The 3,227-nt window shown below is 64.5% G+C and carries 5 protein-coding genes; all 5 read left to right on the forward strand.

Annotated features, from left to right (window positions below; all coding sequences use genetic code 11):
- Positions 1-222 (forward strand): glycine cleavage T C-terminal barrel domain-containing protein (locus FJ980_RS29500; protein WP_140547152.1); only part of this gene is annotated, 222 nt, incomplete at its 5' end.
- Complete coding sequence (locus FJ980_RS29505) at positions 215-799, forward strand: sarcosine oxidase subunit gamma (RefSeq protein ID WP_140547153.1); 585 nt, start codon at positions 215-217, stop codon at positions 797-799. The genes FJ980_RS29500 and FJ980_RS29505, both read left to right, overlap by 8 nt.
- A 57-nt stretch (positions 800-856) precedes the next feature.
- On the forward strand, positions 857-1,078 hold the full coding sequence (locus FJ980_RS29510) for a hypothetical protein (protein ID WP_140496327.1): 222 nt from the start codon (positions 857-859) through the stop codon (positions 1,076-1,078).
- An 80-nt stretch (positions 1,079-1,158) separates the two neighbouring features.
- Positions 1,159-1,944 (forward strand): ThuA domain-containing protein, encoded by a 786-nt coding sequence (locus FJ980_RS29515; RefSeq protein WP_140547154.1) that lies wholly within the window; start codon positions 1,159-1,161, stop codon positions 1,942-1,944.
- A 13-nt stretch (positions 1,945-1,957) separates the two neighbouring features.
- Complete coding sequence (locus FJ980_RS29520) at positions 1,958-3,007, forward strand: Gfo/Idh/MocA family oxidoreductase (protein WP_140547155.1); 1,050 nt, start codon at positions 1,958-1,960, stop codon at positions 3,005-3,007.
- Positions 3,008-3,227 lie beyond the last annotated feature (220 nt).

Genomic DNA, 3,227 nt, shown 5'->3' on the forward strand with positions numbered 1-3,227 from the left:
GTGGAGGATCCCAGGCAGGCGATCCCGATGAAGATGATCGGCCATGTCACGTCGAGCTATTGGTCGCAGAATTGCGGCCGCTCGATCGCTCTGGCGCTGGTCGCCGGCGGTCGCGCACGCACGGGCGACACGCTCTACGTGCCGATGCCTGGCGGGACGATCGAAGTGGAGGTTTCCGACATGGTGTTCTTCGACGAAACGCGAGGCCGCCTCAATGGCTAAGGCAGTCGCGAAAAAGACGGCTTCGGCCGCATCGCCGGCGACCGAGCGCCGTCCGGCGCTGGCCGGGCGCGCTATCTCCGCCGCCGGCGTCAAGGTAGAGGTGCTGCCGCCGGCCGAACGGATCTCGCTGCGCGCTCCGGAGGCGTCGCTTGCCGCCCTGTCGAAGGCGCTCGGCGTGACCTTGCCGAAAAAGCCGAAGACGTCCGTGTCGAAGGGCGGGCGCACCGCGCTGTGGCTTGGGCCGGATGAATGGATGATCATCGACGAGGCCGGCAAAGACCCGCTCGCCGACTGTGCAAAGATTTCCGCCTTGCATTCCGCTGTCGGCATCTCGCATCGCAACGTTGCGATATCGGTCGCCGGTCCGGCCGCGGCCGCGGCAATCAATTCGGGCTGCCCGCAGGATCTGTCGCTCGAAGCCTTCCCGGTGGGTGCCGCCTCGCGTACCATTCTCGGCAAGGCCGAGATTGTTCTGCTGCGCACGGCGCAAGACGCTTTCCGGGTCGAGTGCTGGCGTTCCTTCTCGGATTATGTCTTTTCTTTCCTCTCCGAGGGAGCACGCGACGCGGCGGCCTGATCCCGGAACGTTTGCCGCCCGCGCCCGTTTGCGGCAACAGGTCGAGGGAGAATGCCGATGCCATCGAAGTCCACGCCGAAGTCACCCGGGAAAAGCTCGGCCGTGCGCTCCCTGGAGCATGAGCGGCATCACGGCGCCGACGCCGAAGAGGAACTCGAGGAAGGCCTCGAGGATACGTTCCCGGCCAGCGATCCTGTGTCGATCACGGGGACGGCTATCCCCGGCGCCCCCGCAAGGCCGGGCAAAGCCAAGACCGTTCCCGGACGCAAACCGCGCTGATTTCCCCAGTTTCGGTGGGGGAGCCATCTTCCCAAGACGGCGCCAAGTGGGATATTCAAAGCGCTTTGGGAGATCGTAAAATGCCGGTAAAAGCCGTCGTCTGGGGCGAGAATGTCCATGAGCAGACCAATGCCGCCGTGCGCGGCCTTTATCCATTGGGCATGCATGGGACCATCGCAGCCGCGCTCAACCAGGATAAGGGCATCGAGGCGACCACCGCTACCTTGCAGGAGCCGGAGCACGGCTTGAGCGAAAGCCGGCTGGCTGCCACCGATGTTCTGCTCTGGTGGGGCCATGCCGCCCATGGCGAGGTCAAGGACGAGATCGTTGAGCGCGTGCAGAAACGGGTCTGGGAAGGCATGGGTCTGATCGTGCTCCATTCCGGACACTATTCGAAGATCTTCAAGCGGCTGATGGGCACGCCTTGTTCGCTGAAATGGCGCGAAGCGGGCGAGCGCGAGCGCGTCTGGGCCATCAACCGCGGCCATCCGATCGCGCAAGGCATCGGCGAGTGCCTGGAGATCGGCGAGACGGAGATGTATGGCGAGCCCTTCGCGGTGCCGGAGCCGCTGGAGACAGTGTTCGTCTCCTGGTACGAAGGCGGCGAAGTCTTCCGGTCGGGGCTGACCTATCAGCGCGGTGCCGGACGGATCTTCTATTTCTCGCCCGGCCACGAGACCTACCCGATCTACCACAATGAAGGCGTGCAGCAGGTGCTGCGCAACGCCGTGCATTGGGCGCACAATCCCGCACCAGCATGGTCCGGCATCATCAATGCGCCGAACGTGCCGACAGACCAGGCCAAGGAGAAGATCGTCCAGAAGGGCCTGCGCCTGCATGCCGACGGCGACAAGGGCCTGAGTTAGGCGTGAGTTGAAGATGCACCGCCTCCTTCTGCTCGGCACCGGTGGCATTGCCGGACATCACGTCGAGGAGTTCGCCAGGATTCCAGGATGCCCAATCGTCGCCTGCGTCGACCAGGTGCCGGGCCGCGGTGCGATGTTCGCCGCCGCCAACAAGATCAGCCAGTCTTTCGAGAGCCTGGAAGCGGCGATCGGCTGGGGTGCGTTCGATGCGGCCATCAATGCGACGCCGGATGGCGTGCACAAGGCCACGACGCTGGCGCTGCTTGCCCAGGGGAAACACGTCTTTTGCGAAAAGCCGCTGGCGCCGAACCATGCCGACGCGCTTGCAATGACGGAAGCGGCCGAGGCGGCCGGGGTCGTCAACATGGTCAACCTGACCTACCGCAACTCGGCGGCGATCGAGGAAGCGCGACGCATGGTGCAGGCCGGCGCGATCGGCGCATTGCGCCATGTCGAGGCGAGCTACAAACAGAGCTGGCTGGTCAGCAAGTCATGGGGCGACTGGCGCATCGAGGACAAATGGCTGTGGCGCCTGTCCAACCGGCACGGCTCGACGGGCGTGCTCGGCGATGTCGGTATCCACATTCTGGATTTCGCAAGCTATGGCGCCGACCAGGACATCGCCACCCTGCACGCCGACCTGGTGACGTTTCCCAAGGCCGAAGGCGATCGGATCGGCGATTATGTGCTTGATGCCAACGACAGTGTCGCAATGACGGCGCGGTTCAAATGCGGGGCGCTCGCGACGATCGTCGCCAGCCGCTACATGACCGGCCACGCCAACGACCTGTCGCTGGCCATGCATGGCACCAAGGGCGCCATCAAGGTCAAAACAGACGGCAAGGTTTCGCGCCTGTCGGCCTGCCTGGGCGAGGACATCGACCAGCAACGTTGGCGGACACTGGCGCTGCCGGATGTGAAGCGCAACGCGCTGCGTTTCGCCGAAGCGCTCGATAGGGGAAGGAACGGCGATCCATCCTTCCGTCGCGCCGCCGACATGCAGAGGCTGATCGACGCGGCCTTCGAGAGTTCGTCGTCCAGACTGCCGGTCACGATCGCCTGAATCACATCTGGCCGGCTGCACCAGCCAGGCGTGTGTTGCCGCTATCAGAACGCGCTCGGCACGATCCAGGGATTGATGCTGATCCCGAGGCGCGGGCCCTTGCCTTCAGCGGTGGTTTCCGTGACGCCCTTTTTCTAGAGCGAGCCGGTCGATGCGCAATCGAGCATCACATTGCCCTTGGTGTCGACGCAGGTCGCGGCGGGCACGTGTTTTACCGGGT

This window comes from Mesorhizobium sp. B1-1-5, assembly GCF_006443065.1.
Classification (GTDB): Bacteria; Pseudomonadota; Alphaproteobacteria; order Rhizobiales; family Rhizobiaceae; genus Mesorhizobium.